This is a genomic window from Enterobacter cloacae complex sp. GF14B, assembly GCF_004136805.1.
GTDB classification, from domain to species: Bacteria; Pseudomonadota; Gammaproteobacteria; order Enterobacterales; family Enterobacteriaceae; genus Enterobacter; species Enterobacter hormaechei_C.
The window spans coordinates 1-1370 of sequence record NZ_QFRV01000270.1; the positions used below are offsets into that span (position 1 = coordinate 1).

1 protein-coding gene is annotated in these 1370 nt (G+C 48.0%); it reads right to left on the minus strand.

Translation table 11 applies throughout. From position 1 onward, the window contains the following. Positions 1 to 279: 279 nt before the first annotated feature. Positions 280 to 1284 carry an IS110-like element IS4321 family transposase gene (locus DD606_RS25200; RefSeq protein WP_000427623.1) on the minus strand — a complete coding sequence of 335 codons (1005 nt, stop codon included), beginning with the start codon at positions 1282 to 1284 and terminating at the stop codon, positions 280 to 282. Positions 1285 to 1370 lie beyond the last annotated feature (86 nt).

Consider the following 1370-nt stretch of genomic DNA (forward strand, 5'->3'; position numbering starts at 1 on the left):
CAGGGGTCGTCTCAGAAAACGGAATCTATGGTCACTCCCGTTTTTGCAACACCGATTTTGACGACAAGTTGGCTTGCTTGAATCTATCCGGCGTCTGAATGGGATTTTATTCCCGCGCCTTGATGAGTTCCGCGCCTGATGAACCTCCAGAAAATATACGGCTTCAATGAGCCTTTCCGTTTTACAGGTTCCTCAACAGGCCGGTGGGCCGTTAGTATCATCAATATCAGTATTCGCAAAACCAGATCAGTAATTCTTTAAACCGGTGTATTTCTGCCGTTATGCTACATAAGTTTGCTGTCGTGCCGTTAGGGCCCAGGCTATTCTGGCCAGCTTGTTTGCCAGAGCACAAGTGACGACAAAGTTGCTTTTCCGGCACAGTAAATCCCTGACCCAATCGGCCAATTTGCCAGACTGGTGTTCCAGTTTTTGTATGAATACCCTGGCACATTGAACCAACAAAGTTCGGATCTTTTTATTACCTCGCTTACTAATTCCCAGCAATGTCGTCCTACCTCCCGTGCTGTACTGCCGAGGTACAAGCCCTGTTGCCGCCGCAAAGTCACGGCTGCTGGCGTACTGCTTCCCGTCGCCAATCTCAGTTGAAATAGTACTCGCTGTCAGTGTTCCGACGCAGGGAATGCTCAGCAAGCGCTGTCCAACCTCATCTTCGTCCAACTTTCGTTTCAACTGGGATTCCAAATCTTTAATCTGCTCAACAAGATAGTGATAATGCTGTTGTAATTTCAGCAATAACTGGCTGAGGTAAAGAGGCAAACTATTATCCTCAAGAATGGTACTCAGTCGGCTAATAACGGCAGCTCCTCGGGGAACGCTAATGCCAAATTCCAGCAGAAAAGCATGCATTTGATTGGTTGTTTTTACCTTATCCTGAACCAGGGATTCACGGACACGATGCAGAGCCCGCATTGCCTGCTGAGATTCCGTTCTGGGCTGCACAAAACGCATAGACGGACGCGATGCAGCTTCACAAATAGCTTCGGCGTCGACAAAGTCGTTTTTATTGCTTTTAACGAACGGGCGGACAAATTGTGGTGATATCAGCTTTGGGGAATGCCCCAACTCTTCCAACTTGCGTGCCATAAAGTGAGAACCGCCACAGGCTTCCATTGCGATGGTTGTAGCGGGGCATGTCGCCAAAAATTCGATCAACTTTGGCCGGGTAAATTTTTTACGGTAAACAGCCTTCCCGCGACGATCCTGGCAATGAATATGGAAAGAGTTTTTACCCAGATCGATACCAATGAGCGCAATGTTTTCCATGATAGTTCTCCGAATGAAAGCCTGTCCTCAGCATAGTACCGGGAAGGAGGGAGTGACCATCTCATTAAATAAAGCACGCTAAGCCG